Raw genomic sequence first — 26,071 nt, 5'->3', positions numbered from 1 at the left:
CCCTTCTAGGCGGTGGCGAAGCCGGCCAGATACGGGAGCCGGCCGGCGGTGGCCCGCAGCTCGGCGTCGTGGGCCACGAGCTGGGCCGTGCCGTTCCACTCGCCGCTCACCAGCATGCGGCGCGGGCCGGCCGCCAGCTCCAGGGGCCACGCCAGAGCCTCGCCGTCAGCCTGCAGCGTCACCTGGGGCGGCTCGAGATCGAGCTGCAGCAGGGCGCCGGGATTGGCGGCGACGGCGGCCTGGATGGCCAGCACCGTGTCGTGGTCGGCGCTGAGGCAGGGGATCCCCAGGGCCAGGCAGTTGCCGAAGAAGATCTCGGCGAAGCTCTCGCCGATCACCGCCCGGATGCCCCAGCGCATCAGCGCCTGGGGGGCGTGCTCCCGGCTGGAGCCGCAGCCGAAGTTGCGGTTGACCACCAGGATCGCGGCGCCCTGGTTGCCGGCCCGGTCGAAGGGGTGGTCGCCGGCCCGCTCGCGGCGGTCATCGGCGAAGACACCCTCCGCCAGCCCGTCAAAGGTGACGCACTTGAGATAGCGGGCCGGGATGATCCGGTCGGTGTCGATGTCGTCGCCGGGCACGACGACGGCGCGGCCCTGGCAGTGCTGGATCGGTCCGGCCGGGAAGGGGGTGGCGCTCATGCGGGGGTGGGGGCGGACTCGGGGGAGGACGGGGTGGCGATCAGGCGGCGCACGTCGGCCACGTGGCCGCTCACCGCCGCCGCGGCCACCATGGCCGGGCTCATCAGCAGGGTGCGGCCGGAGGCGGAACCCTGGCGCCCCTTGAAGTTGCGGTTGCTGGAACTGGCGCTGATCTGGCGCCCCTCGAGCCGGTCGGGGTTCATGGCCAGGCACATCGAGCAGCCCGGCTCGCGCCATTCGAAGCCGGCCTGGCGGAACACCGCATCGAGGCCCTCAGCCTCGGCGGCGGCCGCCACCTGCTCACTGCCCGGCACCACGAAGGCCTTGATGCCCGCCGCCACCTGCCGGCCCCGGGCGACGGCGGCGGCGGCCCGCAGGTCGCTGAGGCGGCCATTGGTGCAGCTGCCGATGAAGCAGACATCCACCGGCAACCCCTCGATCGGCACCCCGGGGCGCAGGTCCATGTAGCGGTAGGCCTCCTCGGCGATCGGCCGCTCGTCGCTGTCGGTCTGCTCGAGGGTGGGCACGGCCTCATCGACGCCGATGGCCTGCCCCGGGGTGATCCCCCAGGTGACGGTGGGCGCGATCGTGGCCGCATCGAACACCACCTCGTCGTCGAAGACGGCGTCGGGACCGGAGGCGAGGGCGCTCCACCAGGCGACGGCCCGCTCCCAGGCCTCGCCGGCGGGGGCATGGGGCCGGCCCTTCAGATAGGCGAAGGTGATGGCGTCGGGGTTGACGTAGCCGCAGCGCGCCCCGCCCTCGATGGCCATGTTGCAGAGCGTCATCCGCTCCTCCATCGAGAGGGCCTCGATCGCCGGCCCGGCGAACTCGTAGGCGTAGCCCACGCCGCCCTTCACCCCCAGGGTGCGGATCACGTGCAGCACCAGATCCTTGGCATAGACGCCGGGTTGCAGGGTTCCCTCCACCCGGATCCGGCGCACCTTCAGCTTGCCCATCGCCAGGCTCTGGCTGGCGAGCACATCGCGCACCTGGCTGGTGCCGATGCCGAAGGCGATGGCACCGAAGGCGCCGTGGGTGGAGGTGTGGGAATCGCCGCAGGCCACGGTCATGCCGGGCTGGGTGAGCCCCAGCTCCGGGGCGATCACGTGCACGATCCCCTGGCGGCCGCTGCCGAGGCCATGGAGGGTGATGCCGTGCCGGGCGCAGTTGGCCTCCAGGGTGGCGAGCATCTCCTCGGCCAGGGGGTCGGCGAAGGGCCGGGCCTGGGAGGTGGTGGGAACGATGTGGTCGACCGTGGCGACCGTGCGTTCGGGGTGGCGCACCGACAGGCCCAGATCGTCGAGGGCGGCGAAGGCCTGGGGGCTGGTGACCTCGTGGATCAGGTGCAGCCCGATGAACAGCTGGGTGGCTCCGCCCGGGAGATCGGCGACGCGGTGCAGCTCCCAGACCTTGTCGTAGAGGGTGCCGGCGCTCAAGAGGAAGGATCGAGACGGTCAGAAACCACCCTAGAAGGAGGGTGTTCCACCGGTGCGGGCTCGCGGCGGAACAGGCCGTTGAGGTAATGGCGGGCCACGGCGCGGTCGTGGCTGCCGTGCTGGACCAGGAAACCGGCCAGCGCGGCCTGCATCAGGCGGTACTGGTCCCACTGGGGGTGCACCCGGATGAACTCCCGCATCGCCTCGAACAGGTCCTCCGGCATCTGGTTCTCGATGCTCACGGTGCGGGGAGCGTGGTCGGGAATCTGGCTCATACGGCGCTGGTCGTCGGTCCCCCCCATCAGGCCATGGGGCCGCCCCCCGCGTCAAAGCGACCCCCACCGGGCCGGTCCCAAGGGACCGCCGCTGAGAATCCCGGCGCAGGGCGGCTTCCCGGCCGCCGCCCGGGGGTGGCCGCTGCTGCGGTACCCGCCGGGGGGCATGGTCAAGGGGGAGAGGCCTTTCCCGCAGCGCCGAGCCAGGACCCCTCCGGCAGCTCGGGCCGACCGCCGCCACCTGTGGAAAACGCCCCTGCTTTCGGGGGAAAAGGGCCAGGTCGGGGGGAAAAGTCCATGCCTCAGGATTCGTGATCGATGGCGGCCGCGGCAGCAGATGTTCCGATCAGGCCGGCTCAGATCGTCCCAATGTTCAGCTGTAACCGCAGACGGTTCAGGCTTTCCCCCACCGTCAGCGTCTGGATCCAGCCGCGCTCGCGGCCGCTGCCGAAGCGCACCGCCTCGCTGCGGCAGCCATCGGGCCCGGCCACGGCGATGTGCACCAGCCCCACCGGCTTCTCGGCCGTGCCGCCACCGGGGCCGGCGATGCCCGTGACCGCCAGGGCCCAGGTGGCCCCCGTGAGACGCCGCACCCCCTCCGCCATCGCCTCGGCCACCGGGTCGCTCACCGCCCCATGGCGCTCCAGCACCGCCGCCGGCACCCCCAGCACCGCCTGCTTGACGGCGTTGGCATAGGCGATCACGCCACCGAGAAACACCTCCGACGCCCCCGGCACCGCCACCAGGGCGGCCCCGAGGCCGCCGCCGGTGCACGACTCCGCCACCGCCAGGGTCTCGCCGCGGCGCCGCAGGGCCGCCAGCACCACCGAGGCCAGGCTGTCGCCGTCGGCGCCGAAGCAACTGGTGCCGGTGCGGCGACGCAGTTCCGCCTCCACCGGGGCCAGCAGGGCGGCGGCGGCGGCCGCGTCGCCGGCCCGGGCCGTGACCCGCAGCTTCACCTCACCGGCGCCGGCGTAGGGCGCCACGGTGGGGTTCTCCAGGGCCAGCAGGTCGTGCACCCGCTCGGCCAGATCGGACTCGGGCACCCCCCAGAAGCGCAGCATGCGGCTGGCGAACACCCCGCCCGCCAGGCCCGCCTCCCGCAGCCAGGGGGCCGCGGTGGCCTCCCACATGGCCCGCAGCTCGCTGGGGACCCCCGGGAAGGTGAGCACGGTGAACCCCGGCACCGGGGTCCAGATCATCCCGGGGGCCGTGCCGGTGGGGTTGGGCAGCACGGCGGCCCCCCGCGGCAGCAGGGCCTGCTTGCGGTTGGAGGGGGCGACGGTCCGGCCCCGGGCCGTGATCCGGGCCTGGATCGCCGCCCAGATCTCGCCGTGCTCCACCAGGTCGGCGCCGAAGGCGGCCGCGATCGCCTCGGTGGTGAGGTCGTCGGGGGTGGGCCCCAGGCCGCCGGTGGTGACCAGCACCCGGCAGCGGCCCGCCGCCTGCCGCACCGCCTCGATCAGCCGCTCCCGGTTGTCGCCCACCACCTGCTGGCGGTGATGCACCACCCCGAGGGCGGCCAGCTGTTCCGCCAGCCAGCGGGCATTGCCGTTGACGATGTTGCCCAGCAGCAGCTCGGTGCCGATGCAGAGCACCTCCACCCCGGCGGCGCCGGGGGGGCCGCTCACTTGGCCTCCTCCTGCATCTGGCGGCGGCAGACCACCAGCACGGCGATCAGCACCGCCGTGGCCAGCGCCAGCCAGAGGAAGCGCATCTCGGCATTGGCCAGCACCAGGGCGATGGAGGCCAGCCACTGGGTGAAGGCGTAGATCAGCACCACGGTGCGGCGGTGGCTGAAGCCCGCCCGCAGCAGGCGGTGGTGCAGGTGGCGGCGATCCGGGTAGAAGGGCGAGCGTCCGGCCCGGAGGCGGCCCATGATCACCGCCGACATGTCGGCCAGGGGCAGGGACAGGATCATCAGCGGCAGCAGCAGGCTGACGCTGGTGAGGCGCTTGGCCGGGCCGACGATGCTGATCGCCGCCAGGGCGAAGCCGAGGAAATAGGAACCCCCGTCGCCCATGAAGATGCGGGCCGGGTTGAAGTTGTGGCGCAGGAAGCCCAGGCAGCTGCCGGCCAGGGCCGCCGCCAGCAGGCCGGCGGCGGGCTGGCTGAGGCTGAAGCTCACCGAGAGCAGCCCCACGGCGGCGATGCCGCTCACCCCCGCCGCCAGCCCGTCGAGGCCATCGAGCCAGTTGATCGCGTTGGTGATCCCCACCAGCCAGACCACCGTGGCCAGCAGGCTCAGCCCCTCCGGCAGCGGCAGCCCGGCGACGGAATGCCCCAGGCCGAAGGGCAGGTCGATGCTGCCGATGCGCACCCCCTGGTTCCAAACCGCCGCGGCCACGAGCACCTGGCCGCAGAGGCGGGGCAGGGGCGGCAGGGCGAACAGGTCGTCCGCCAGGCCGATCACGAAGAAGCAGAGGGCCCCCGCCAGGGTGGTCCAGATCAGCTGGTCCTTGTCCGGCGGCAGGTCGGCGAAGCCGCCGAAGGTCCAGGTGCAGGCCAGCGAGAGGCTGAATCCCACAACGATGCCCACCCCCCCGAGCCGCACCATGGGGCCGGTGTGCTGCTTGCGGTCATCGGGCGGGTCCACCAGCCCCCAGCGCAGACCGAGCCTCCGCACCACAGGCACGATCAGCGCCGTGAGCAGGGCCGCCGCAGTGGCCGTGAGCAGGGCCGCCGCGTTGGGGCTGTAGGCGAGGGTCACAACGGCGGGCCGGAAGAGTGCGGTCCTGTAGGCGACACGTTACGGGTGAACGGGGCCGTCAGGCGTGCTGGAGCTCACGTTGGCGTCCATAGAGGGGGAAGCGGCCGCAGAGGGAGGCCACCCGCTCACGGCAGCGGAGCTCGACGGCGGCATCGTCCGGGTGCAGCAGGCGGTCGGCGATCACATCGGCCACCTCACGGAACGCCTCGACATCGAAGCCACGGGTGGTGAGGGCGGCGCTGCCCAGGCGCAGGCCGCTGGTGACGAACGGCGACTCCGGATCGAAGGGCACCGTGTTCTTGTTGGCGGTGATGTTGACGTCGCTCACCAGGCGGTCGGCCACCTTGCCGGTCAGGCCGATGGAGCGCAGGTCGAGCAGCACCAGGTGGTTGTCGGTGCCGCCGGAGACGACGGCGATGCCCCGCTCCTGGATCCGCTCGGCCAGGGCCTGGGCATTGCGCACCACCTGCTGGCTGTACGTGCGGAAGCTGGGCTGCAGCGCTTCGCCGAAGGCCACGGCCTTGGCGGCGATCACGTGCTCCAGCGGCCCACCCTGGGACCCCGGGAAGACGGCCTTGTCGAACTGGCGGCCGAAGGTCTCGTCGTTGCAGAGGATCAGGCCACCGCGGGGGCCCCGCAGGGTCTTGTGGGTGGTGGTGGTGACCACGTGGCAGTGGGGCACCGGGCTGGGGTGCACGCCGGAGGCCACCAGGCCGGCGATGTGGGCCATGTCGGCCAGCAGGTAGGCCCCCACCTCGTCGGCGATGGCCCGGAAGGCCGCGAAGTCGATCGTGCGGGGGTAGGCGGAATAGCCGCAGATGATCAGCTTGGGCCGGTACTCGAGGGCGAGCTGGCGGATGGTGTCGAAGTTGAGCTGGTGGGTCTCGGGGTCGACGCCGTAGTGGACGGCCTTGAACCACTTGCCCGACACGTTCACCGGCGAGCCGTGGGTGAGGTGGCCGCCGTGGGAGAGATCCATGCCCAGGATCGTGTCGCCGGGCTGCAGCAGCGCCAGGAAGACGGCGAAGTTGGCCTGGGCGCCGCTGTGGGGCTGGACGTTGGCCCAGGCCGCGCCGAACAGCTGCTTGGCCCGCGCGATGGCCAGGTCCTCGATGATGTCGACGTGCTCGCAGCCGCCGTAGTAGCGCTTGTGGGGCAGGCCCTCGGCGTACTTGTTGGTGAGCACCGAGCCCTGGGCCTCCATCACCGCCCGGGAGGCGAAGTTCTCGCTGGCGATCAGCTCGAGGTGGGTCTGCTGGCGCCGCAGCTCCTTCTCGATCAGGGCGGCGATGGCCGGATCGCCGCTGGCCAGGGGGCTGTCGATGGAGGCTGCAGGCTGCGTGGGGCCGTGATCCGCTCGGTCCGCCATGGGGCTACTCAGTGTGAAGCCGATCGTAGGCAAACGCCGCAGGCCTGACCGGCCTCGGGCGTGCAGGCCCCTGCATCCCCGTGACAGCCATGAAAAAACCGCCCCGAAGGGCGGTGTGGGAAGGAACGCGCCTGGAGAGATTCGAACTCCCGACCCTCTGATCCGTAGTCAGATGCTCTAATCCGCTGAGCTACAAGCGCCTGCCCCGACATTCTCACCCCACGGGGTGCCGATCCGTCAACAACGCCCCCGCCGCCCCCGGCCCGATAGGGTCCGCAGCAGAGCCCAACCACCGCCTGCGGCGGTCTTCCCCCCATGCCGATCCGCTGGTACGGCCCCGCCGATCCCGACGATCCCACCTATCGGCACTTCGAGCGGATCGTGAACCTCACCCTCCATGCCGCCCTGTTCGCCGCCGTCAACAGCGGCCTCTGGTTCGTCCAGGGCCTGCGCCACCCCTGGTCCCACCTGGGCTGGCTGACGATCGGCTGGGCCGCCGTGCTGCTGGTCCATGGCAGCGTGGTGGTGCTGCAACGCCCCGAACCCCAGCCATGACGCTTGCCGCCGCCGATCTCGAGGAACTGACCCGGGCGATCGCCGACCGGCTGTACGTGCAGGTGGCCGGCTGGCACCTCTACCTGGGCGATGCGGGCCTGGCCCAGATCCTGGCGATCGAATGCGCCGCCCGGCTCGACCAGGGCGCCGAGGTCTGCGCCCGCCAGGCCCTGGAGGCGGTGCAGGTGCCGATCGGCGGCGGGGCGACGCGCCTGCCCCTTGCACGGCTGGTGCCCGCCGGCCAGCTGCGTGATCTGGAAGACGTGCTGCAACCCTTTTGCTGAAGCCTGCGGCCGGAAGGCCGTTCTACGGATAGGGTGACGCCCCACGCAGGCTGGTCGTGCTGGTCATCGAAGTCACCAATGCCCGTGACGTGGTCCGCCAGCGCATCGGCCGACTCGGCGGGCGTCTGATCGGCAAGGTGGTGGATGCGGAGGCCCAGGTGGAGAAGGCCCTGATCCAGGAACTGGAGAGCGCCTTCCGGGACTTCGGCATCGAGGCCCGCATCTTCTCCATCGACGGCCCCCAGATGATCGGCCGCTCCCATCTGGAGATTCCCGTGCAGGTGAGAGAGGAGCGCCAGGTGCGGCTGCCCTAGGCCCGGCGGCGCACCATCCGCAGCAGCTGGCCCGCCTCGGGCACGCCGGCGAGGCTCGCCAGCAGTCCGTAGAGGCCCACCGCCAGGCCGGCGCAGAGCGTGTTCTGGAGCAGCAGCCCCACCAGGCCCGGGGGCCAGGCCACCGCCAGCGACAGCCACCAGCAGGCCCCCCCTCCGACCAGGGCGGCCAGCAGCAGCTTGCCGCTGTCGGCGGCCCAGAGCCGCAGGGGCAGGCCCCCCAGCCGGCGGCTCAGGGCCAGCAGCAGCCCGGCGCAGGTGATCAGGTTCACCGCCACGGTGGCGAGCACCAGGCCGGCGGCGCCGGCGTTGAGCATCGGCAGCTGGAGCCCCCAGGCCGGGGTGGGGCCGCCGGTGAAGGCCCAGCAGAACACCGCGTTGAGGCCGATGCCGCCCAGGGACCAGCGGAAGGGGGTGTTGCCGTCGCCGAGGGCATAGAAGACGCGCACCAGCACGTCGCGGCCCAGGTAGGCCGGCATGCCGATCCCGTAGGCCATCAGCAGCTGGCCCACCAGGTCGGCGGCGGTGTGATCGAAGGCGCCGCGCTGGTAGATCAGGGCCACGATCGGCACGGCCAGGGCCACCATCAGTGCCCCCAGGGGCAGCATGGTGGCGTTGGAGAGCATCAGGCCCTGGCGGATGCGCGTGACCAGCTCGGGCCGGTCCTCCGGTGCCGTCAGCCGGGCATAGACGGGCAGCAGCGGCACCAGCAGGACATTGGAGAGCAGGCCCAGGGGCGTCTGCACCAGCAGGTTGGCGTAGCCCAGGCCCGCCGCCGCCGCCGGCATCCCCGAGGCGAAGAACAGCGACACGAAGACGTTGATCTGGAGCATGCCGGAGGAGAGGGTGGCCGGCCCCATCACCTGCAGCACCTCCCGCACCCCCGGATTGCGCCAGTCCCAGACCAGCTGCAGCCGGTTGAGGCCCTCCTTGGCCAGGGCCGGCAGCTGGATCAGCCACTGCAGGATCGCCCCCACCGTGGTGCTGGCGGCCAGCACCACGCCGCCGATCACCGCCGTGGCGGGCAGGGTGATGGTGCTGCCCAGCTGCCACCAGAGCAGGCCGATGCCGCCGATGACGGCGACGCTGGAGAGCAGGGGACTCACCGAGGGCAGCCAGAAGACGTCGGCGGCGTTGAGGGCCCCGAAGCCGAGGCCGATCAGGCCGGCGAACAGGGCCATCGGCGCCATCCAGCGCAGCTGCAGCACGGCCAGGGCGTGGCGTTCCGGGTCGAGGCCGGGACCCACCAGGTCGATGAGCGGATCGGCGGCCACCAGCAGCAGCAGGGTGACGACGATCAGCCCCGCCCCCACCAGGGTGTTGATGCTGGCCAGCACGTGGGCGCCCTCATGGCGCGGCCGCCGGGCCAGCACGCTCACCATGGCGCTGTGGAAGGGCCCGTTGATGCCGCCGAGCAGGATCAGCAGGAACCCCGGCAGCACGTAGGCGTAGTTGTAGGCGTCATAGGCCGCGCCCACGCCGAAGGCGGCGGCGATCACCTGCTGGCGCAGCAGGCCGGCCACCTTGCTGAGGGCCGTGGCCGCCCCCACGATCAGGGCAATCCGGCGCAGGGATCGGGCCATGGCGGCGGGGCACTGCCCATCGGAACGCACGGCAGTATGGCCCTCCCCCTTCGGGCAGCCGACCCCATGGCCCCAGCGACCGTTGCCGTGCCCGTGCTGTCCACCGGCCCCCTGGAGGAGGGGGTGCTGCTGAAGCGCTACAAGCGCTTCCTGGCCGACGTGCAGCTGGACGATGGCCGGACGGTGACGGCCCACTGCCCCAACACCGGGCCGATGACCGGGGTGCTGCTGCCGGGAGGACGGGTGCGCCTGCGCCACGACCCCTCACCCAGCCGCAAGCTGGCCTGGACCTGGGAGCAGGCGCAGGTCGGCGGCCATGGCGGCGAGCCGGTCTGGGTGGGGGTCAACACGGCCCTGCCCAACCGGCTGGTGCGGGCCACGATCGAGGCGGGTTGCCTGGAGCCCTGGCTGGGCCCCATCGGCAGCATCCGCGCCGAGGTGCCCTACGGCGAGGGGCGCCGCAGCCGGATCGACCTGCTGCTGACACCCGCCGAAGGCGCCGCCGATCCCCGTCCGATCTATGTGGAGGTGAAGAACACGACCTGGAGCGACGGCGATCTGGCCCTGTTCCCGGACACGGTCACCGAACGGGGCCAGAAGCACCTGGTGGAGCTCACGGCCCTGCTGCCCGGGACCCGGGCGGTGCTGGTGCCGTGCCTGAGCCGCGGCGACGTGACGCGCTTCGCGCCCGGGGACAGTGCCGACCCCCGCTATGGGGAACTGTTCAGGGCCGCTGCGGCGGCCGGGGTGGAGGTGCTCCCCTGCCGCTACAGCTTCGATGGGGCGTCCGTGACGTGGCTGGGCCTGGCCGCTCAGGCCTGGTGATGGTGGTAGTGGGTGCCGCGGTAGACGAGGTCGAGGGCCCCATCCACCGGGGACGGCTCGTGCCGCAGCGGCGCGTCGTAGTGATGACCGCGATAGACGTGGTCGATCGGGGCGGGGGAGGGAGACGCGTCGTGGGAGTGGTCGTAGGGGAGACCGCGATAGCAGAGGGCGGAACGGGCCATGGCGACAAAGGCAGAGATGGGGAGGCCAGGAAGACTTCCCTGATGCATGTCTAGCGCCTCTGCACTGTCCATGCTGAACATTCCTGAAAACTCTTTGCATCTCTTCAGGGCGGAGCCCCGGGCCGCTGGGCCGGGCCGCACGGTGGCCTGGGGCTCATTTGGTAGCGAATCAGACATTGGAACGGGTGCCCGTCATGGATAGTCGGAGCTTGTTGATGCCTACTCCGGCGTCAGAAGTCGAACGTTCACTTCACCACGTTCCCATGATCGATTCAAGTCACCCGCACAAGGTTCGACCGCCGAGAAGCCTCAGCGAGGCCAGCCTGCGTGAGGCCCCGGCCCTGTTAATGCGCAAGGTTCGTGGTCTCTCCTCACGGGCAGGCCTCACCTGGTTCGCCTGTGTGCCTCTGGCCCTGTTCATCCTGGGCGTGTTCAACCTCTCGGCCCACGCGGCCGAACTTCCCGAGCTCACCCCCGGCTTCCTGATCAACAACCTCTGGCTGGCCATCGCGGCCTTCCTGGTGATCTTCATGAACGCCGGCTTCGCCATGGTGGAGGCTGGTCTCTGCCGCCAGAAGAACGCCGTCAACATCCTGGCCAAGAACCTGATCGTCTTCGCCCTGGCGGTGTCGGCCTATTGGTTCATCGGCTACAAGATCATGTACAACGCCGACTGGGTGATCCCAGGGGTGTTCAAATTCGGCGGCCTGTTCTTCGATCCCACCGTCACCCCCGAGATGGTGACCGAAGCCAAGCTCGTCCCGAGCGTCGACTTCCTCTTCCAGGCCGCTTTCGCCGGCACGGCCGCCACGATCGTTTCCGGCCTCGTGGCGGAGCGCATCAAGTTCAAGGAGTTCGTGATCTTCTCCCTGATCCTGGTCGGCATCATCTACCCGATCGCCGGCTCCTGGACCTGGAACTTTCCCGATGACGCCGGCCTGGGTGGTGGCTGGCTCAGCACCCTTGGCTTCAAGGACTTCGCCGGATCCACCGTGGTCCACTCCGTCGGTGCCTGGGCCGGCGTGGTCGGGGCCATGATCCTCGGCCCCCGCATCGGCAAGTACGTCGATTCCAAGCCCCAGGCCATCCCCGGCCACAGCCTTGCCCTGGCCACCCTGGGTGCCCTGATCCTCTGGCTCGGCTGGTACGGCTTCAACCCCGGTTCCGTCCTGGCTATGAACGAGACGGTTCCTTACATCGCCGTCACCACCACCCTCGGCGCCGCCGGCGGTGGCATCGCCGGCACCCTGATCTCCCAGATCCACTCCGGCAAGCCCGACCTCACGATGACCATCAACGGCATCCTGGCCGGCCTGGTCGGGGTCACCGCCGGCTGCGACGGCTTCCCGATGTGGGCCGCCTGGGTCGTGGGCTTCATCGGCGGTGCCATCGTCGTCTACGCCGTCAGCTTCATCGATTCGATCGGCATCGACGATCCCGTGGGTGCCTTCTCGGTCCACGGTGTCGGCGGTATCTGGGCCACCCTGGCCGTGGGCCTCTTCAACAAGGACGCCGGCCTGCTTCTCGGCAAGGGCTTCAACCAGCTGGGCATCCAGTTCCTGGGCGTCTTCGCCTACGCCATCTTCACGGTCGTCACCGCTTGGATCCTCTGGAGCGTCCTCGGCGCTCTCACCGGAGGCATCCGCGTGGAGGAGAAGGAGGAGCTGGTCGGTCTCGACATCAGCGAGCACGGCATGGAGGCCTATCCCGACTTCGTCGCTTCCTCGAACTGATTCTCGGAGCCTGCTCCCTTCACCGACCGCGGCCTCGGCCGCGGTTTTTTTTTCGCCCGTCCCACCGCCGACCCCCATAGAGTCGGCACAACCCGGTACCTGCCTGTGGACACCCGTGCCTTCAAGCGCTCCCTGCACCACTCGGATCGCTACAACCGCCGCGGCTTCGGCCTGGGCGACGAGGTCGCGGGCAGCCTGGAGCAGGCCTACCAGAGCAACCTGATCGCCAGCCTGCGGGAGAACGGCCACGTCCTGCAGCGCGGGCGTCTCAAGATCCGCCTGGCGGAGGCCTTCGGCTTCTGCTGGGGGGTGGAGCGGGCGGTGGCCATGGCCTACGAAACCCGCCGCCACTACCCCAGCGAGCGGATCTGGATCACCAACGAGATCATCCACAACCCCTCGGTCAACGCCCATCTGCGCCAGATGGACGTCCGCTTCATCCCGGTCGACGACGACGTCAAGGACTTCTCCGAGGTGGGCACCGGGGACGTGGTGATCCTGCCCGCCTTCGGCGCCACCGTGCAGGAGATGCAGCTGCTCAACGAACGGGGCTGCCACATCGTCGACACCACCTGTCCCTGGGTCTCGAAGGTGTGGAACACCGTCGAGAAGCACAAGAAGCACGCCTTCACCTCGATCATCCACGGCAAGGTGAAGCACGAGGAGACCCTGGCCACGAGTTCCTTCGCCGGCACCTACCTGGTGGTGCTCGACCTGGCCGAGGCCCGCATGGTCAGCGACTTCATCCTCGAGCGGGGCCAGGGGGCCACCGACCGTGAGGCCTTCATGAGCCATTTCGCCAATGCCTGCTCCCCCGGCTTCGATCCCGACCGGGACCTGGTGCGGGTCGGCGTCGCCAACCAGACCACCATGCTCAAGAGCGAGACCGAGGAGATCGGCCGCCTGTTCGAGCGCACCATGCTGCAGCGCTTCGGCCCCGCCGAGCTCGACGAGCACTTCCTGGCCTTCAACACCATCTGCGACGCCACCCAGGAGCGCCAGGACGCCATGTTCGCCCTGGTGGACGAGCCCCTCGACCTGATGGTGGTCATCGGCGGCTACAACTCCTCCAACACCACCCACCTGCAGGAGATCGCCGTCAGCCGCGGCATCCGCTCCTTCCACATCGACACCCCCGAGCGGATCGGACCGGGCAACCGCATCGAGCACAAGCCCCTGGGGGGCGAGCTGGAGACCCTGGAGCCCTTCCTGCCGGAGGGGCCGGTGCGGGTGGGCATCACCTCCGGCGCCTCCACCCCCGACCGGGTCGTGGAGGACGTGATCGAGCGCCTGGTGGGTCTCAGCGAGGAGTGAACCACCACCCGGTGGCTTTACATTCACGAAAGGTTTTCCTCCCTCCAGGGCCGCCCGGGAGATCAGAACCCCCGTCCTTTCTGGCCGTTCCCCTCTGACCCACCGCACGCCCCAGACCACGATGGCGGCAGGCTTCTCCCTGCAACAGGATCCCGACGACGCCGGGGCCACCGCGAGCGAACCCCTGCGCGACAGGACGGACCCTGCCATCCGCCGCTACGCCAGCACCTTCGCCGATCTGATGGAGATGCGGGCGCCGGCCGCCGTGGTGGGCTCCTACCTCGACCGCCACGAGGGCTGGTTCCGCCGCTGCGCCGCCCCGATGACGGTGGAGCCCATCGGCAGCCAGGGGTATGTGCTGACCCTGGGCCGCTTCGGCAACTTCGGCTTCGAGGTGGAGCCCACCATCGGCCTGGAGCTGCTGCCCCAGGCCGCCGGGATCTACCGCATCGTCACCGTGCCCCTGCCCCACTCGGACGCGGCCCTGCGGGGGCTCTACGACGTCGAATTCGCGGCCTCCCTGTGCCTCGACGAGGCCAGCGGTTCCGAGGTGTCCCACGAGGAGGTGGATGGGGTGATGCTCCACACCCTGGTGCGCTGGCAGCTCGACCTGGCCGTGTGGCTGCGGCTGCCCGGCATGCTCTCCCTGCTGCCCGAACACCTGGTCCAGAGCAGCGGCGACCACCTGCTGCGTCAGATCGTGCGGCAGATCTCCCGCCGGCTCACCTGGAAGGTCCAGGAGGATTTCCACGCCAGCCACGGCATCCCATGCCCGCCGCGGCGCCGGGCCCAGTTCTGACCCCCCTCCCTCAGGGGGGGGTGCTCAGGGTGCGGGGGCTCAGGGAGCGGGAGCGGTGAGGATCTTGTTGACGATCTGCATGCCGGTGACGGCCTGCCACAGGAACAGGGTCATCAGGGTCATGTTGAGGCCCACGTGCACCTTGCGGGCGATCAGGTTGCCGGCCTGCATCAACGGCGAGAGGGCCGCCGCCAGGGCGATCAGGCACACCATCCCCAGCGCCACCAGCAGGTGGGGACCGACGAACAGCTTGCCGTTGTTGATGTAGGTGACGGCCATGCCCCCGACGAAGCCGAGCACGAGGACGGCCAGCACGAGGCTGCCAATGAGGTAATGGCGCTTGGCGAACTGCCCCTTGATCAGCTCCTTGCGATCCTCGGCGGTGGCCGTGCGGGTCTTCTTGGCCTTGATGCCCAGGAACATCGCGTAGGCCGCGAGGCCCAGCAGCACCCACATCAGCAGGGGGTGGGCGAAGTTGAGGGCGAAGGCGATCGAAGCGGGAAGGGCGGCGAACATGACGCGTTGGAACTCCACCGGGCCAGGGCGGCCGGCTGCGAGTGCACCGAAGTTACAACTTCTCCGTGCCCTCAGTGCAGAAAGTGACGACGGCCGGTGATCACCATCACCATGCCGTTGGCGTTGCAGGCGGCGATCGAATCCGGGTCGCGCTTGCTGCCGCCGGGCTGGATCACCGCCCGGATGCCGTGCTCCGCCGCCAGCAGCACCGTGTCATCGAAGGGGAAGAAGCCGTCGCTGGCCAGCACGGCCCCCCGGGCGGCTGCGCCGGCCGCCTCGAGGGCCAGCCGGGCCGAGCCCACCCGGTTCATCTGGCCCGCCCCGACGCCGAGGGTGCAGCCATCGCGGGCCACCAGGATGGCGTTGGAGCGCACATGGCGCACCACCTGCCAGGCGAAGCGCAGATCCTGCCATTCCTGGGCGCTGGGCTGGCGCTCGCTCACCACCTGCCAGGCATCGGGATCGGCGGGGCCGTCGTCCGCCTGCTGGGCCAGCACCCCTCCGAGCACGCTGCGCAGCTGCAGGGCTCCGGCGGCCCCCGCCACGGCGCCGGGATCGAGCTCCAGCAGGCGCAGGTTGGTCTTCGCCGCCAGCCGCTGGCGGGCCTCCTCGGAGAAGGACGGCGCCACGACGCATTCCAGGAACAGCCCCGCCAGGTGCTCGGCAGCCGCCAGGTCCACCGGCCCGTTGAGGGCAACGATGCCCCCGAAGGCGGAGACCCGGTCGGCATCCAGGGCCCGCAGCAGGGCCTCGGCGGTGTCGGCGCCGATGGCGACGCCGCAGGGGTTGGTGTGCTTGATCACCACCGCCGCCTGCTCGGCGCCGGGGCCGTAGCCGAAGGCCGCCACCGTGGTGAGGGCCGCCTCCAGGTCGATCAGGTTGTTGTAGCTGAGTTCCTTGCCCTGAAGCTGGCGGGCCGCCCCCCAGCCCACGCCGGCCTCACCGAACCAGCGGGCGCCCTGGTGGGGGTTCTCGCCGTAACGGAGCACCTGCCGCAGGGGCAGCTCCAGCCGCAGGGGCTGGCCCGGTTCATCGGCGAGGCGGCCATCGATCCAGGTGGCGATGGCGGCGTCGTAGGCGGCGGTGTGGGCGAAGGCCGCCAGGGCGAGCCGGCGCCGCAGGCTCCCGTCGACCTGGCCGGCCGCCAGGGCCTCCAGGAAGGCCGGGTACTGGTCGGGATCGGTGAGCACCGCCACGTCGGCGTGGTTCTTGGCGGCGGCGCGCACCATCGCCGGGCCACCGATGTCGATGGTCTCGATGGCCGTCTCCCAGCTCACGGCGGGGTCGACCACGGTGGCGCGGAAGGGATAGAGGTTGACCGCCACCACATCGATGGTGGTGATCCCCTGGGCCTCCAGGTCGGCGCGGTGGGCGGGATCGTCCCGGCGGGCCAGGATGCCGCCGTGGATGCGGGGATGGAGGGTCTTGACCCGGCCGCCGAGGATCTCCGGTGCACCGGTGTGCTCCGCCACCTTCGTCACCGGCAGGCCGGCGGCGGCCAGGGCCGCGGCGGTGCCGCCGCTGGAGAGCAACGCGTAGCCCTGAGCCAGCAGCCCCTCCGCCAGCGGCACCAGGCCCCGCTTGTCGGACACACTCAGAAGGGCCGTGGCAGCCATGACGGCGGAAAGGGCGGAGGAGGAGCCAACCTACGCAGCAACAGCCGAACGTCACCGTGCCCACGGATCCCCTCGCCGAAGTGCCGCCGATCGAAGACGACGCCACCGCCCTGTTCGCGGGCCCGCGCCAGGCCGAAAGACGGCTGGTGCTGCTGCACGGCTGGGGCGCCGACGCCGATGACCTGCTGGATCTGGGGGCGGTGCTCCTGGACGCCGATCCCGCCGCCATCGGCCTGAGCGTGGTCGCCCTGCGGGCGCCCCTGCCCCATCCGGCCGGCATGGGCCGCCAGTGGTACGACCTGCAGCAGCCCGAGTGGCCCCAGCTGCCCGAGGCCCGCCGGGCACTGCGGCGCCGGCTGCTGGCCCTGGGCGCCTCCGTGCCGCTGGAGCACACCTGCCTGCTGGGCTTCTCCCAGGGGGCGGCCATGGCCATCGATGTGGCCACGGGCTGCGGCCCGGACGCCACCGAGGCCCTACCGCTGGCGGGGCTGGTGGCCTGCAGCGGCTACCCCCATCCCGACTGGCAGCCCCGGACGCCACGCACGGACATCCTGCTCACCCATGGCGAGCAGGATCCGGTGGTGCCCTTTGCGGCCAGTGCGGCGCTGGAACGATCTCTCGCGGAGGCCGGTGGCTCGGTGCGGCGGATCACCTTCCCAGGCGGCCACAGCATCGATCCCGAGCTGATCGCCCCGGTGCGGGAGTTCCTGGTCAGGGGCTGGGAAGCACGCTGACCAGGAGCGGCGAAGCCGGAATCAGACGAAGGCGTACTCGTACTCCTCCATCTCCTCCCAGTCGTCGGAGGCGAGGGCTTCGAGGCCCTCGAAGAGCACCTCTTCGCCGATGCTGTCGACGATCAGGCGCAGGGACGGGAACAGGAAGTGGTTCTCTTCGGCGTACTGGGCGCTGAACAGGCCCTTCTCCCCCCAGAAGAAGCGGTCGGTGGTGTGCTCGTTGCGGCGCACGTTGAGGATCGCCGGAGCCGTCAGCTCCGTTTCGGCGATGTAGCGGCGGGCTGCCGTCACCGGTTTGTGGGAGCCGGTTTCGAGGTTGAAGGTCGGGACATGGGCGAGGACCCGCTGGCCTGCGAGACGACGGCGACTGATCCGCTTGCGCTTCTTGGACATGGCATGGATCCCGGCGAAGGGAGACCGAAAGGTGGAGTTGGGGGGGGGGGGGGGGCTGCAGACGTGCGATAGCGGCCGGAGCCGGCGACGAACGGCAGAGAGGACCGACCACCCAGGGGTGGCGGGTCCACGTCCATACGACTGTCGACCTGGGGCTGGTCGGAGAGGATCACCGTCGGTAACGCCGGCCGGCTCCCGGAGGAGGTCATGGCCGGTACAGAGGCGGTGCGCAGCTGCCTCTGCTGTAGCCTTGGTTGCGAGCAAAGCGCAACGCTGGCCGTTACGACTGCAACTTTCCGCCCGTCCGAGGACTGCGAAGTAGTGGTCGTTACCAAGATCTTAAAACTTTTTTTGCGTTTCAACACGCCTCTCCCGAAAATTTCCCGGACGGATCCGGTCCGCGGCTGGTGATGCCTGTCTCGCAACGGTTTCTGGCCCTGGTGGGGTTTCAGCTGGGCCAGTTCGTCGACTGCCCTGAGGTCCGGTCCCTGGTGGTCTACGTCACCCATCAGGGGGAAACGGGCCAGCCCAGCCTGCTGCCGGTCGGCCACTGGCCCCCGGACGAGCGGGCCCTGCCGGCGGTGGACAGCGTCAGCCGGCTGCGGGTGCCGGCGGAGCAGCGGCGCTGGCTGCCCCTGCGGGATGGCCAGCGCCTGCTCGGTGCCCTGCAGGTGGAGGCCGCCCGCAACCCCTGGCCCGAGCCGCTCGCCCAGCGGCTCCAGGCCGTGGCCCTGGCCCTCACCGAAGCCCTGCGGCTGGATCTGGAGGGCGGGGAGCTGCGGCAGCGGCTCACCGAGCGTGAGGAGCAGCTGGGACTGCTGCTGCACCAGCTGCGCAACCCGCTCACGGCCCTGCGCACCTTCGGGCAGCTGCTGCTGCGGCGCCTCGGCCCCGACCACAACGACCGCTCCCTGGTGCAGGGCCTGCTGGCCGAGGAGCGCCAGATCAACCGTTATGTGGAGGCGATCAGCGCCCTGGTCCACCCGGAAGGGCAGCTCGCCGCCCCCGCCTCCCCCCAGCCCCTGCTGCTGCCGCCCCTGCTGAGCGGACCCGAGGGCCAGCCCCTGGCCGGGCTGCTCGAACCGCTGCTGCAGCGGGCGGCCGCCACCGCGACCCTGCAGGGGCGGGAGTGGCACGGCCCCCGGACCCTGCCGGACTGGAGCGGCGACAGCGGATCGGTGGCGGAGATCCTGGCCAACCTGCTGGAGAACGCTTTCCGCTACAGCCCCCCAGGCGCCGCCGTGGGCCTGCACTGGGCCAGCGACGACGGCGGGCTGCAGCTCACGGTCTGGGACGGCGGGCCGGCCATTGCCGCCGCCGAGCGGGAAACGATCTTCGGGCGGGGTGTGCGGGGAACCCGGGGCCAGGAGCTGCCCGGCACCGGCCTGGGCCTGGCCCTCGGCCGCGATCTGGCCCGCAGCCTGGGCGGCGAACTGGCGCTCGTGGTGCCGCCGCGGACCGTGGCCGAGGCGCTCCCGGAGGAGGGCAACGCCTTCCAGCTCAGCCTGCCCAGGCCGTCAGCACCGCGGCGATGAGCAGCAGGCCCAGCGATTCGCTCCACTCCACACAGGCGCCGTAGCTGTCGCCGCTGTGGCCGCCGAGGCGACGGCCCAGGACCACCGGAACCAGCAGGGCCGGCACCAGGGCCAGCGCTCCGACGGGGCCGGGCCAGGTGGCCAGGCCCGGCCAGGGCAGCAGCAGCAGGGGCGGCAGCAGCAGCAGGGCGGGCCGCAGCTCCGCCGCCAGGCCGGCCCCGTGGGCGCGATGGAAGGCGGCGCTGCCGCCGGGCCGCAGGTAGGGGAACCAGGCCATGGCGGGCAGGGGCGCCACCCGGCCGCAGACCGCGGCCCAGACCAGCGCCACCGGCGCCGCCGGCCCAAGCATCGCCAGGGCCCCGGCCCGCAGCAGCAGCACCAGCACGAGAGCCTGCACGCCGCTCGCCCCCACCCGGCTGTCGGCCATCGCCTCCAGGCAGCGGTCCCCCGCCGCCAGACCATCGGCGCTGTCCATCACGCCGTCCATGTGCAGGCCGCCGCTCAGCCACAGCCCGAGCGCCAGCACCAGCGCCACCTGGGCCACCAGCGGCACCCGCCCCTCCAGGGCCCACCAGAGCAGCCCCTGCAGCACACCGAGAACGGCGCCGATCCAGGGGGCGAAGCGGGCGATCCGCTCGAACCGGGGCGCCGGCGCCGGCCAGGCCGGCAGCACCGAATAGAAGATCCAGGCCCCGGCCAGATCCCGCAGCCACGGTGGAGCGCTCAGGCGGGGCATGGGCAGGGCAGTGGGAGCAGAGGTGCAGGTGGGGCTGGGAACCCCGGGTAGCGTCGCAGCAGCGGCGCCTAGCGTCAGCGCTGAGCCGCTGCGGCGTCATCGCCTTCGACTTCACGATCACCGCCCGCTGCCCGCGGACCCGGGCCCGCTGCGGCTGCTTCACCACCCCCCACGGCCCCGTCCACACGCCCCGGTTCATGCCGGTGGGCACCGCGGCCACCGTCAAGGGCGTCAGCACGCCCCAGCTGCGGGAGACCGGGGCCCAGATGGTCCTGGCCAACACCTTCCATCTGCATCTGCAGCCGGGGGAGCCGGTGGTGGCCGAGGCCGGCGGGCTGCATCGCTTCATGGGCTGGGACGGCCCCCTGCTGACCGACTCGGGCGGCTTCCAGGTGTTCAGCCTCGACGCCATCAACCGGATCGACGACGACGGCGTGGTGTTCCGCTCCCCCCGCGACGGCTCGCGGATCGACCTGACCCCCGAGCGCTCCATGGCCATCCAGCGTGCCCTGGGGGCCGATGTGGCCATGGCCTTCGACCAGTGCCCGCCCTATCCCGCCAGCGAAGCGGCGGTGGCCGAGGCCTGCCGGCGCACCCACCGCTGGCTGGAGCGCTGCGTCGCCTGCCACGGCGGCGGCGACCAGGCCCTGTTCGGGATCGTGCAGGGGGGCTGCTTCCCCCATCTGCGCGAGGCCTCGGCCCGGGTGGTGGCGGCGATGGACCTGCCCGGCATCGCCGTCGGGGGCGTGAGCGTGGGCGAGCCCGTCGAGGAGATGCACCGGGTGGTGCGCCAGGTGGGTCCCCTGCTGCCCCAGGAGCGTCCCCACTACCTGATGGGGGTGGGCAGCCTGCGGGAGATGGCGATCGCGGTCGCCAACGGCTTCGACCTGTTCGACTGCGTGCTGCCCACCCGGCTGGGCCGGCACGGCACCGCCCTGGTGGGGGGCGAGCGCTGGAACCTGCGCAATGCCCGCTTCCGCCACGACCACGGCCCCCTCGACCCCAGCTGCGGTTGCCTGGCCTGCCGGCACCACAGCCGCAGCTACCTGCACCACCTGTTCCGCAGCGACGAACTGCTGGGCCGCACCCTGCTGAGCCTCCACAACCTCACCACCCTGCTGCGCTTTACGACCGCCATGGCCCAGGCCATCGGCGAGGGATGTTTTTCAGAGGATTTCGCTCCCTGGGAGCCAGACTCCCAGGCCGCCCACACGTGGTAGGTTCCGGCCATTGCAACGGTTCTCCCCCAGGCATGGCTCTCTCCCTGCTGGCCAGCTACGCGCCCCATACCCTCGCCCAGCTGCCCGAGGCGTACCAAGCCTTCGGCCCCCTGGTGGACATCCTGCCGATCATTCCCCTGTTCTTCCTGCTGCTGGCCTTCGTCTGGCAGGCCTCCGTCGGCTTCCGCTGATCAGCGGCGTTCACTGAGCACCACCGTTCAGCGGCGTTCGCGCAGCACAGCCCAGGCGAAGGCCGGCAGCGAGAGCATGCGCCGCCAGCGGCTGGGCTCCTTGATCAGCCGGTAGAGCCACTCGATGTGCAGGGCTCCCATCCAGGCGGGGGCCCGCTTCTTGGCGCCGGCCCAGATGTCGAAGCTGCCGCCCACCCCCATCCAGAGGCCGCTGCGGGGTCCGGGCAGCTCCTGGATCCAGGTTTCCTGGCGCGGCACCCCCAGGGCCACCAGCACCAGATCGGGGCGGCACTGCAGCAGCTGGCGCTCGAGCCCGGGCCAGGCGTCCGCGCTCTGGTAGCCGTGGACGCTGAAGACGAGCTTCAGCCCAGGAAGGTCGTGGGCGAGGCGATCGCGCAGCTGATCCATCACCGCCGGACTCGCCCCCACCAGGGCCACCCGCCAACCGCTGGCGGCCGCATGGTCGAGCAGGCGGCGGGCCAGCTCGATCCCCGGGGCCCGGCGCACCCGGTGCGACTGGCGACCCAGGGCCCACACCACGCCGGCCCCATCGGGGATGACCATGCGGGCCGCCTCGATCGCCGCCCCCAGGGCGGGATCCGCCAGGGCCGCCATCGTCATCTCCGCATTGAGGGTGACGATCTGGCCACCGCCGGCCGCGTGCAGGGCCACGGCGTCCCGGAAGACGTCGTTGCTTACATTCACAGGAATGCCCAGGACGCGGGCACGGACCGGCGTGGTCGCGAGGGCTGCCATGGGAAGGAACGACGGCGGGGAGAATCTATGGCCTGGTTCCACGGCCGCCACCACCGGCACGCCCCGTCCTGACGCGACCATGATGAGCACGGCGAGCAATGGCGACAGGGGCGTGATCGATCCGCCCGCCCCTTCCACCGGCGAGGCGGAGGCCAGAGAGCTCCTGGAACGGCTCGACCGCGGCATCGAGCATGTCGTCCTGCGGCGCCAGCATCCGATCACGGGTCTGCTGCCCGCCAGCACCGCCAGCACCGTGCACGGCAACTACGGCGATGCCTGGGTGCGGGACTGCGTCTACTCCATCCAGTGCGTCTGGGGGCTGGCCCTGGCCCACCGTCGGCTGCAGGGACCCTGCCGCCGAAGCTTCGAACTGGAGCAGCGGGTGCTGCAGCTGATGCGGGGGCTGATGCGCTCGATGATGCGCCAGTCGGCGAAGGTGGAGCGCTTCAAGACCAGCCTCGAGCGCCTCGACGCCATCCACGCCAAGTTCGACACCGCCACGGGCGATCCGGTGGTGGACGACGACGGCTGGGGCCATCTGCAGCTCGACGCCACGGCCCTGTTCCTGCTGCAGCTCGCCCAGCTCACCCGCTCGGGCCTGGTGATCGTGCAGACCAGCCACGAACGCGATTTCCTCCAGAACCTCGTCTACTACGTGGCCCGGGCCTACCGGGTGGCCGACTACGGCATCTGGGAGCGGGGCGACAAGGGCAACCACGGCCAGCCGGAGCGCAACGCCAGCTCGATCGGCATGGTGAAGGCCGCCCTCGAGACCCTCGTGGGTCTGGATCTCTACGGCCCCCAGGGCGACGGCAGCTGCTGCCTGACCATCCCCCATGACGCCATCGTCCGGCTGCGGCGTGCCCTGCGCGGCCTGCTGCCGAGGGAATCGGCCAGCAAGGAGGTGGACAGCGCCTGCCTGTCGGTGATCGGCTACCCCGCCTGGGCCGTGGAGGATCCGGCGCTGGTGGAGCGCACCCGGGAGAAGATCCGCAGCGAGCTGGCCGGGTCCTACGGCTACAAGCGATTCCGGCGCGATGGCCACCAGACGGTGCTGGAGGACGTGACCCGGCTCCACTACGAACGGGAGGAGCTGGCCCAGTTCGAGCACATCGAATCCGAGTGGCCCCTGTTCCTGGCCTACGAGCTGATCACCGCCTGCTGCGAGGGCCGCTGGGAGGAAGCCCGCCGCTGGCGGGAGCAGCTGGCGGAGCTGAGCGTGTCGGTCGACGGGGAGGCGCTGCTGCCGGAGCTCTACCTGGTGCCGGAGCGGCTGATCGAGGCCGAGCGCCGCCAGCCCGGCAGCCAGACCCGCGTCCCCAACGAGAACGTGCCCCTGCTCTGGACCCAGAGCCTCACCTGGCTGTCGGATCTGCTGCTGCACGGCCTGATCACCGCCGAGGATCTCGACCCCTGCGGGCGCCGTCACCCCAACCCCCCGGGGGCCGAGGAGGTGCTGGTGGCCCTGGCTCCGGCCGACGACAGCATCGCCGCGGCCCTGGCGGAGGCCGGCCTGCCGGTGCGGCGGCCCTCGGACGGGACGTCCCCCCTGCGGGTGGCCAGTTCCGGCGAGCTGGCCCGGCGCCTGGCGACGGTGGGCGCCAACGGCCGCCTGGGCCTCTCGGGCCACCCGCCGGTGCGCATGGAGACCCAGGCCACCGCCCGCCTTTACCGCCACGACGGCGAACTGATCGGCTTCCTGCCGGCGGTGCTGGAGGAGGACACCTTCTACCTGGCCGACGATGCCCAGGTGCTGGTGGACACGGTGGCCACCGAGGTGCGGGTGCTGCAGCGCCACTGGCGGGGCTCCGGCGCCCCGCTGCTGCTCGTGCCGGTCGCCGCTGGCCCCTTCCGCCGCGACCCGGGCGCCTTCCTGAACCTGGGCCGCGATCTGCAGCAGGGCCAGCTGGGATCGGTGCCGGTGCGGCTGGTGTCGCTGGAGGAGCTGGTGCCGCTCGCCAGCCTGATCGACCTGCCGCCCCAGGCGCTGGCGGCCTGCGACCTGGTGCCGGACGGCCACACCCTGCTGCCGCCCAGCGCCAGCCACCAGCCGCTCACCGCCCGCCAGGAGCAGGAGCTGGAGGACGTGCCGCTGGCCCACCTGGTGGACAGGCTCTGGGCCAGCCGCTCCCTGGAGGAGCAGGCCGAGGTGCTGGAGCTGCTGAGCCGCCGGCTCGGCCCCAATGCCCGCCTGCAGGGACCCCGCAGCGGCCCGGGGGTGCGGCTGATGGTGCTGCTGGAGGAGGTCTACCGCCGCGGCCTCGCCGACGCCGACTGGAGCGTGGTGCGCCGGGCCGCCGGGGCCATGGGCCTGGTGCACCCCCAGCTGGAGGATGCCCTCACCGACCTGCTGCTGCGCCAGAAGCAGGTGGTGGTGGGCCGCAACTACACCCGCGATTCGCTGCTCGGCCATCCGGAGGGCAGCCTGGCGATCGCGGCGATGGTGCGCCGCTTCAGCGGTGAGGACGGCCGGGAATGGATGCTGCAGCAGGAGCTGCTGCTGGCCATCGATGCCCTGGCCCGCTCCGACGTGGATCTGCTCAGCGGCAGCCTCACCCTGCAGCTGGGTCAGTTCCTGCTGCTGCTCACCGGCGAGCTGGCGGCGGAGGCCAACCTCAGCCCCAGCGAGGCCTTCGAGGCCCTCTGCGCCCTGCCGCCCCACGCCATCCGCCGCCGGCTGCGGGCCGTGCTGGCGGACGTGGAGCACGCCCGGGCCTCCCTGCAGCGCAAGGAGCAGCTGCACCTGCGCGGGCGGGTGCGCTGGGAGGTGCCCGACCCCCTGGCGGAACTGCCCAAGGACGGCAGCTGGCTGCAGCACCGCATGCGGCTCGGGGCGCTGCAACGGGTGCCGAAGGACTTCTACCCGGGCATCTGGGACCTGCTGCACCACTGCCGGGGCCTGGTGATCGGCGACAAGCTGGAGCGCCGCAATCGCCTGGAGAGCGCCCCCCTGCTGCGCGAGAAGACGCCGGGGGAGAAGAACTTCGCGATCCTGGTAGAGCACCTGCTGAGCAAGATCGAAGCGCCGGAGTACCGCCGGCTCTGCATCGAGACCCTGCTCACCCTGATGGCCTTCGTGGCCGCCAACCCCCAGGTCCAGTTCGACGACGACCTGGCCCTGGACGTGGTGATCGGCCACGCCGTGCGGGTGGGCTGGCAGCAGCGCCATCCCGAGGTGCCGAGCGAGGCCTACGGCCGCCACAAGGCGGAAGCCTGGGATCTCTTCTACCGCTCCTCCCCGGCCGACTGCCGCCGCTGGCAGCTGCTGGCCCTGCAGGAGCTGGCGGACCGGGACGCGGCCCCTGCCGCGATGATCCCGGCGGCGGGTGTCTAGATCGGGGCCTCCAGGGCCATGCAGAGGTTGGGCTGCTCGACGCACTGCTCGATCAGGTCGGCCAGCTGCAGGGCCCGGGAGGCCTGCAGGCCATCCACGGCCGGGGTCTCCCGACCGCGCACGCACTGGAGGAAGTGCTCGAGTTCGGCGTAGAGGGGTTCGATCGAGGTGGTGCTCACCTCTTCGATGAAGCCGTCGTTGCGGTAAAGCAGCTCGCCGTGGTCGGCGCTGACCGATTCATGGGAGCGCCGGTGGATGCGCAGGTTGCGGTTGAGGAAATCCGTCTCCATCAGGCTGCTGCGGCAGTGGGCGCTGAGGCTGCGGATCTTGCGGTGGGCCATCTTGCTGGCCGTGAGGCTGGCCACCACGCCGTTGGCGAAGCCCAGGGTGGCGTTGACGTAGTCGATCGGGCCATCGGAGCTGCGGCCGCCGGCCGCCGCCAGCCGCACCACCGGGGAGGCGGCCAGTTCGAGCACCAGATCGATGTCGTGGATCATCAGATCGAGCACCACCGACACGTCGTTGGCCCGGTCGGCGTTGGGGCTGTGGCGCCGTGCCTCGAGCACCACCACCTCCTCGTTGGCCACCACCCGCAGCAGCTCCCGGAAGGCGGGGTTGAACCGCTCGATGTGGCCCACCTGCAGCAGGCGTCCGGCCGCCTCGGCGGCGCCGATCAGGTCGGCGGCCTCCTCCTGGGTGGCGGCGATCGGCTTCTCGATCAGCACGTGCACCCCCGCCTGCAGGCAGGCCATGCCGACCCGGTGGTGCAGCAGGGTGGGAACGGCGATGCAGACGGCCTCCACCTCGCCGAGCAGATCTTCGTAGGCGGGGAACCAGCGGCAGTCGAACTGCTCCACCGCCAGCCGGCCGCGGGCCTCGTCGGGGTCGGCGACACCCACCAGTTCGGCATCGCGGAGCAGGCTAAGCACCCGGGCGTGGTGCCAGCCCATGTTGCCGATGCCGATGACACCCACGCGCACTGGGTTCATGGCAGGGGCAGAG

At 71.3% G+C, this 26,071-nt stretch carries 26 protein-coding genes and 1 tRNA gene; 12 read left to right on the top strand and 15 right to left on the bottom strand.

Annotated features, from left to right (window positions below; translation table 11 throughout):
- Positions 1 to 5: 5 nt before the first annotated feature.
- The 7 genes from H6G99_RS09445 to H6G99_RS09415 all read right to left on the bottom strand — a co-directional run bounded on the left by H6G99_RS09445 (position 6) and on the right by H6G99_RS09415 (position 6,631).
- Positions 6 to 638 (bottom strand): 3-isopropylmalate dehydratase small subunit, encoded by a 633-nt coding sequence (locus H6G99_RS09445; RefSeq protein WP_190611232.1) that lies wholly within the window; start codon positions 636 to 638, stop codon positions 6 to 8.
- A complete protein-coding gene (gene leuC, locus H6G99_RS09440; RefSeq protein WP_190611230.1) occupies positions 635 to 2,077 on the bottom strand; it encodes a 3-isopropylmalate dehydratase large subunit in 1,443 nt (480 codons plus the stop codon). The genes H6G99_RS09445 and leuC overlap by 4 nt, the downstream gene beginning before the upstream one ends.
- The gene (locus tag H6G99_RS09435; RefSeq protein ID WP_051017225.1) at positions 2,074 to 2,352 is read right to left on the bottom strand and encodes a DUF2811 domain-containing protein; all 279 of its coding nucleotides are present in this window, start codon (positions 2,350 to 2,352) and stop codon (positions 2,074 to 2,076) included. The genes leuC and H6G99_RS09435 overlap by 4 nt, the downstream gene beginning before the upstream one ends.
- A gap of 356 nt (positions 2,353 to 2,708) precedes the next feature.
- Entirely contained in the window at positions 2,709 to 3,983 is a 1,275-nt protein-coding gene (locus H6G99_RS09430; RefSeq protein ID WP_233133794.1) for a competence/damage-inducible protein A, read from the bottom strand.
- The gene (locus H6G99_RS09425; protein WP_094584412.1) at positions 3,980 to 5,062 is read right to left on the bottom strand and encodes an MraY family glycosyltransferase; all 1,083 of its coding nucleotides are present in this window, start codon (positions 5,060 to 5,062) and stop codon (positions 3,980 to 3,982) included. The genes H6G99_RS09430 and H6G99_RS09425 overlap by 4 nt, the downstream gene beginning before the upstream one ends.
- A 58-nt stretch (positions 5,063 to 5,120) precedes the next feature.
- A complete protein-coding gene (gene glyA / locus H6G99_RS09420; protein WP_286191088.1) occupies positions 5,121 to 6,431 on the bottom strand; it encodes a serine hydroxymethyltransferase in 1,311 nt (436 codons plus the stop codon).
- Positions 6,432 to 6,557: 126 nt separating this feature from the next.
- Positions 6,558 to 6,631 (bottom strand) — tRNA-Arg (locus H6G99_RS09415).
- Positions 6,632 to 6,746: 115 nt separating this feature from the next.
- Here H6G99_RS09415 and H6G99_RS09410 point away from each other — a divergent pair.
- The 3 genes from H6G99_RS09410 to H6G99_RS09400 are packed head-to-tail and all read left to right on the top strand — an operon-like array spanning position 6,747 to position 7,584.
- Positions 6,747 to 6,986, top strand: a complete 240-nt coding sequence (locus H6G99_RS09410; protein WP_190611229.1) for a 2TM domain-containing protein — start codon at positions 6,747 to 6,749, stop codon at positions 6,984 to 6,986.
- Positions 6,983 to 7,270: a DUF3181 family protein gene (locus H6G99_RS09405; protein WP_015109641.1), complete on the top strand. Its 288-nt coding sequence runs from the start codon at positions 6,983 to 6,985 to the stop codon at positions 7,268 to 7,270. The genes H6G99_RS09410 and H6G99_RS09405 overlap by 4 nt, the downstream gene beginning before the upstream one ends.
- 56 nt (positions 7,271 to 7,326) lie before the next feature.
- Positions 7,327 to 7,584: a hypothetical protein gene (locus tag H6G99_RS09400; protein ID WP_015109642.1), complete on the top strand. Its 258-nt coding sequence runs from the start codon at positions 7,327 to 7,329 to the stop codon at positions 7,582 to 7,584.
- Here H6G99_RS09400 and murJ read toward each other — a convergent pair.
- Positions 7,581 to 9,185 (bottom strand): murein biosynthesis integral membrane protein MurJ, encoded by a 1,605-nt coding sequence (murJ, locus tag H6G99_RS09395; RefSeq protein ID WP_190611454.1) that lies wholly within the window; start codon positions 9,183 to 9,185, stop codon positions 7,581 to 7,583. The two genes, H6G99_RS09400 and murJ, sit on opposite strands and share 4 nt — an antisense overlap.
- Before the next feature lie 66 nt (positions 9,186 to 9,251).
- Between murJ and sfsA the strand changes: the two genes are divergently transcribed.
- The gene (gene sfsA / locus H6G99_RS09390; RefSeq protein ID WP_190611227.1) at positions 9,252 to 10,010 is read left to right on the top strand and encodes a DNA/RNA nuclease SfsA; all 759 of its coding nucleotides are present in this window, start codon (positions 9,252 to 9,254) and stop codon (positions 10,008 to 10,010) included.
- Here sfsA and H6G99_RS09385 read toward each other — a convergent pair.
- Complete coding sequence (locus tag H6G99_RS09385) at positions 9,998 to 10,192, bottom strand: DUF4278 domain-containing protein (protein WP_094584408.1); 195 nt, start codon at positions 10,190 to 10,192, stop codon at positions 9,998 to 10,000. The genes sfsA and H6G99_RS09385 overlap by 13 nt on opposite strands.
- Positions 10,193 to 10,455: 263 nt before the next feature.
- Between H6G99_RS09385 and H6G99_RS09380 the strand changes: the two genes are divergently transcribed.
- The 3 genes from H6G99_RS09380 (at position 10,456) to H6G99_RS09370 (ending at position 14,038) form a co-directional block, all read left to right on the top strand.
- Positions 10,456 to 11,925, top strand: a complete 1,470-nt coding sequence (locus H6G99_RS09380) for an ammonium transporter (protein ID WP_190611226.1) — start codon at positions 10,456 to 10,458, stop codon at positions 11,923 to 11,925.
- A 105-nt stretch (positions 11,926 to 12,030) separates the two neighbouring features.
- Positions 12,031 to 13,239 carry a 4-hydroxy-3-methylbut-2-enyl diphosphate reductase gene (locus H6G99_RS09375; protein WP_190611224.1) on the top strand — a complete coding sequence of 403 codons (1,209 nt, stop codon included), beginning with the start codon at positions 12,031 to 12,033 and terminating at the stop codon, positions 13,237 to 13,239.
- Between the two features lie 121 nt (positions 13,240 to 13,360).
- Positions 13,361 to 14,038: a DUF1997 domain-containing protein gene (locus H6G99_RS09370; RefSeq protein ID WP_190611222.1), complete on the top strand. Its 678-nt coding sequence runs from the start codon at positions 13,361 to 13,363 to the stop codon at positions 14,036 to 14,038.
- A gap of 39 nt (positions 14,039 to 14,077) precedes the next feature.
- On the opposite strand, the gene H6G99_RS09365 is transcribed toward H6G99_RS09370, so the two are convergent.
- Positions 14,078 to 14,554, bottom strand: coding sequence for a DUF4079 domain-containing protein (locus tag H6G99_RS09365; protein WP_190611221.1), 477 nt, complete (start codon positions 14,552 to 14,554; stop codon positions 14,078 to 14,080).
- A gap of 71 nt (positions 14,555 to 14,625) precedes the next feature.
- Positions 14,626 to 16,170 (bottom strand): bifunctional phosphoribosylaminoimidazolecarboxamide formyltransferase/IMP cyclohydrolase, encoded by a 1,545-nt coding sequence (gene purH, locus H6G99_RS09360; protein ID WP_190611219.1) that lies wholly within the window; start codon positions 16,168 to 16,170, stop codon positions 14,626 to 14,628.
- Between the two features lie 56 nt (positions 16,171 to 16,226).
- On the opposite strand from purH, the gene H6G99_RS09355 reads away from it, so the two are divergent.
- Positions 16,227 to 16,904, top strand: a complete 678-nt coding sequence (locus tag H6G99_RS09355) for an alpha/beta hydrolase (protein WP_190611218.1) — start codon at positions 16,227 to 16,229, stop codon at positions 16,902 to 16,904.
- A 21-nt stretch (positions 16,905 to 16,925) separates the two neighbouring features.
- Here the strand turns inward: H6G99_RS09355 and H6G99_RS09350 are convergent, their stop codons facing one another.
- Positions 16,926 to 17,297, bottom strand: coding sequence for a DUF3155 domain-containing protein (locus H6G99_RS09350; protein WP_015109652.1), 372 nt, complete (start codon positions 17,295 to 17,297; stop codon positions 16,926 to 16,928).
- A gap of 410 nt (positions 17,298 to 17,707) precedes the next feature.
- Here H6G99_RS09350 and H6G99_RS09345 point away from each other — a divergent pair, with 410 nt between their 5' ends.
- Positions 17,708 to 18,832 (top strand): sensor histidine kinase, encoded by a 1,125-nt coding sequence (locus H6G99_RS09345; protein ID WP_190611216.1) that lies wholly within the window; start codon positions 17,708 to 17,710, stop codon positions 18,830 to 18,832.
- On the opposite strand, the gene H6G99_RS09340 is transcribed toward H6G99_RS09345, so the two are convergent.
- The gene (locus tag H6G99_RS09340; RefSeq protein WP_190611215.1) at positions 18,798 to 19,568 is read right to left on the bottom strand and encodes an adenosylcobinamide-GDP ribazoletransferase; all 771 of its coding nucleotides are present in this window, start codon (positions 19,566 to 19,568) and stop codon (positions 18,798 to 18,800) included. The genes H6G99_RS09345 and H6G99_RS09340 overlap by 35 nt on opposite strands.
- 98 nt (positions 19,569 to 19,666) lie before the next feature.
- Here H6G99_RS09340 and tgt point away from each other — a divergent pair, with 98 nt between their 5' ends.
- Together tgt and H6G99_RS09330 are read left to right on the top strand one after the other, a co-directional pair.
- Complete coding sequence (tgt, locus tag H6G99_RS09335) at positions 19,667 to 20,788, top strand: tRNA guanosine(34) transglycosylase Tgt (protein WP_190611452.1); 1,122 nt, start codon at positions 19,667 to 19,669, stop codon at positions 20,786 to 20,788.
- A gap of 32 nt (positions 20,789 to 20,820) precedes the next feature.
- On the top strand, positions 20,821 to 20,979 hold the full coding sequence (locus H6G99_RS09330) for a photosystem II reaction center protein K (RefSeq protein ID WP_015109656.1): 159 nt from the start codon (positions 20,821 to 20,823) through the stop codon (positions 20,977 to 20,979).
- Between the two features lie 27 nt (positions 20,980 to 21,006).
- On the opposite strand, the gene H6G99_RS09325 is transcribed toward H6G99_RS09330, so the two are convergent.
- Positions 21,007 to 21,735, bottom strand: coding sequence for a WecB/TagA/CpsF family glycosyltransferase (locus H6G99_RS09325; protein ID WP_190611213.1), 729 nt, complete (start codon positions 21,733 to 21,735; stop codon positions 21,007 to 21,009).
- Positions 21,736 to 21,814: 79 nt separating this feature from the next.
- On the opposite strand from H6G99_RS09325, the gene H6G99_RS09320 reads away from it, so the two are divergent.
- Positions 21,815 to 25,069: a glycoside hydrolase family 15 protein gene (locus H6G99_RS09320; protein ID WP_190611212.1), complete on the top strand. Its 3,255-nt coding sequence runs from the start codon at positions 21,815 to 21,817 to the stop codon at positions 25,067 to 25,069.
- Here the strand turns inward: H6G99_RS09320 and H6G99_RS09315 are convergent.
- Positions 25,066 to 26,058, bottom strand: a complete 993-nt coding sequence (locus H6G99_RS09315; RefSeq protein WP_094584398.1) for a Gfo/Idh/MocA family protein — start codon at positions 26,056 to 26,058, stop codon at positions 25,066 to 25,068. The genes H6G99_RS09320 and H6G99_RS09315 overlap by 4 nt on opposite strands.
- Between the last annotated feature and the right edge of the window lie 13 nt (positions 26,059 to 26,071).

This window comes from Synechococcus sp. FACHB-909 (assembly GCF_014698945.1).
Lineage (GTDB): Bacteria > Cyanobacteriota > Cyanobacteriia > PCC-6307 > Cyanobiaceae > Cyanobium.
This window is presented reverse-complemented; position numbering and strand designations above follow the sequence as displayed.

Bases quoted from the DNA above. Each gene is read 5' to 3' on its own strand.
- H6G99_RS09445 (WP_190611232.1), bottom strand. From the start codon at position 638: ATGAGCGCCACCCCCTTCCCGGCCGGACCGATCCAGCACTGCCAGGGC.
- H6G99_RS09435 (WP_051017225.1), bottom strand. From the start codon at position 2,352: ATGAGCCAGATTCCCGACCACGCTCCCCGCACCGTGAGCATCGAGAAC.
- glyA (WP_286191088.1), bottom strand. From the start codon at position 6,431: ATGGCGGACCGAGCGGATCACGGCCCCACGCAGCCTGCAGCCTCCATC.
- H6G99_RS09410 (WP_190611229.1), top strand. From the start codon at position 6,747: ATGCCGATCCGCTGGTACGGCCCCGCCGATCCCGACGATCCCACCTAT.
- H6G99_RS09405 (WP_015109641.1), top strand. From the start codon at position 6,983: ATGACGCTTGCCGCCGCCGATCTCGAGGAACTGACCCGGGCGATCGCC.
- murJ (WP_190611454.1), bottom strand. From the start codon at position 9,185: ATGGCCCGATCCCTGCGCCGGATTGCCCTGATCGTGGGGGCGGCCACG.
- sfsA (WP_190611227.1), top strand. From the start codon at position 9,252: ATGGCCCCAGCGACCGTTGCCGTGCCCGTGCTGTCCACCGGCCCCCTG.
- H6G99_RS09385 (WP_094584408.1), bottom strand. From the start codon at position 10,192: ATGGCCCGTTCCGCCCTCTGCTATCGCGGTCTCCCCTACGACCACTCC.
- H6G99_RS09380 (WP_190611226.1), top strand. From the start codon at position 10,456: ATGATCGATTCAAGTCACCCGCACAAGGTTCGACCGCCGAGAAGCCTC.
- H6G99_RS09370 (WP_190611222.1), top strand. From the start codon at position 13,361: ATGGCGGCAGGCTTCTCCCTGCAACAGGATCCCGACGACGCCGGGGCC.
- H6G99_RS09365 (WP_190611221.1), bottom strand. From the start codon at position 14,554: ATGTTCGCCGCCCTTCCCGCTTCGATCGCCTTCGCCCTCAACTTCGCC.
- purH (WP_190611219.1), bottom strand. From the start codon at position 16,170: ATGGCTGCCACGGCCCTTCTGAGTGTGTCCGACAAGCGGGGCCTGGTG.
- H6G99_RS09350 (WP_015109652.1), bottom strand. From the start codon at position 17,297: ATGTCCAAGAAGCGCAAGCGGATCAGTCGCCGTCGTCTCGCAGGCCAG.
- H6G99_RS09345 (WP_190611216.1), top strand. From the start codon at position 17,708: ATGCCTGTCTCGCAACGGTTTCTGGCCCTGGTGGGGTTTCAGCTGGGC.
- H6G99_RS09340 (WP_190611215.1), bottom strand. From the start codon at position 19,568: ATGCCCCGCCTGAGCGCTCCACCGTGGCTGCGGGATCTGGCCGGGGCC.
- H6G99_RS09330 (WP_015109656.1), top strand. From the start codon at position 20,821: ATGGCTCTCTCCCTGCTGGCCAGCTACGCGCCCCATACCCTCGCCCAG.
- H6G99_RS09325 (WP_190611213.1), bottom strand. From the start codon at position 21,735: ATGGCAGCCCTCGCGACCACGCCGGTCCGTGCCCGCGTCCTGGGCATT.
- H6G99_RS09320 (WP_190611212.1), top strand. From the start codon at position 21,815: ATGATGAGCACGGCGAGCAATGGCGACAGGGGCGTGATCGATCCGCCC.
- H6G99_RS09315 (WP_094584398.1), bottom strand. From the start codon at position 26,058: ATGAACCCAGTGCGCGTGGGTGTCATCGGCATCGGCAACATGGGCTGG.